General features: G+C 42.6%; 1 protein-coding gene. It reads left to right on the top strand.

Features of this window, described 5'->3' with window-relative positions:
• Positions 1-24: 24 nt before the first annotated feature.
• Complete coding sequence (gene ilvY / locus R7E00_RS24865) at positions 25-915, top strand: HTH-type transcriptional activator IlvY (protein WP_005379097.1); 891 nt, start codon at positions 25-27, stop codon at positions 913-915.
• Positions 916-1,079 lie beyond the last annotated feature (164 nt).

The following is a 1,079-nucleotide window of genomic DNA, read 5'->3' as shown; positions in this document are numbered from 1 at the left end:
ATGCAACATGGAAATGAAAATTTAATGAATATCAAAAGCCTGCAACTTTTCATTCATCTCTGTGAGAGTAAAAGTTTCGCCAAGACCGCAGCGGCAATGCATATTAGCCCTTCAGCCTTAAGCCGACAGATACAAAAATTAGAGGAGGAAACCAGCCAACAATTGTTTTTACGCGACAACCGTAGCGTTGATTTAACTATCCAAGGTAAAAAGCTAGTCCCAGTTGCCTTAAAGATTCTTGGCGAATGGCAGCAGTATCAGAGTCACCTGAAGGGAACCGAGGATGAATTGAAAGGAGAAATCCGTCTCTTTTGTTCTGTTACTGCAAGCTACAGCCATCTTCCGGAGCTAATCTCTGACTTTCGTATTCAGAACCCTTTCATTGAGTTCAAACTATCAACCGGCGATCCAGCTCAAGCGATCGACAAAATACTAGCAGATGAAGCCGATATTGCCATATCAGCCAAGTCAGAACAGATGCCAAATAAAATCGCATTTGAAACGATCAGTGAAATCCCACTTTCTGTCATCGTACCTGTTGGGGTTAGTGCGTTTGCTGAAGAGCTACAAAAAGAAAAACCAGACTGGTCGGTCATTCCATTCATACTCCCAGAAGCAGGAACGGCAAGGGACAGGGCCAATACTTGGCTCAAACAAATGAAAATAAAGCCAAAGATCTACGCACAAACCTCCGGACATGAAGCCATCGTAAGTATGGTTGCATTGGGGTGTGGAGTAGGTATCGCACCTGATGTTGTAATCAACAATAGTCCGGTAAGAGAAAAGATAAATCGTTTAAAAGTCTTACCAATTAAACCTTTTAAACTTGGTGTTTGCTGCAACAAAACTCAGCTGGAGAATCCGCTTGTTAAAGCCTTTTGGAAGGTTGCAGAGAGCAAGTATATCGCACCTTAGATGAACACTTTTTAGGTATAAAGTGGGCTAATTTTAAAACGCTATAGATGCAAAAAAGCCCGCTCGAAAGAGCGGGCTTCTTAAATTTAAAGCCTGGCGATGTTCTACTCTCACATGGGGAAGCCCCACACTACCATCGACGCTATTTCGTTTCACTTCTGAGT

The sequence above is a fragment of the Vibrio sp. Vb1755 genome (assembly GCF_033338635.1).
Classification (GTDB): domain Bacteria; phylum Pseudomonadota; class Gammaproteobacteria; order Enterobacterales; family Vibrionaceae; genus Vibrio; species Vibrio alginolyticus.
Note: the sequence above shows the minus strand (reverse complement) of the source record. Positions and strands in the feature narration are given on the sequence as shown.

What these genes read in the sequence shown, in the direction of transcription:
- ilvY (WP_005379097.1), top strand. Translation starts at nt 25, where the DNA reads ATGAATATCAAAAGCCTGCAACTTTTCATTCATCTCTGTGAGAGTAAA.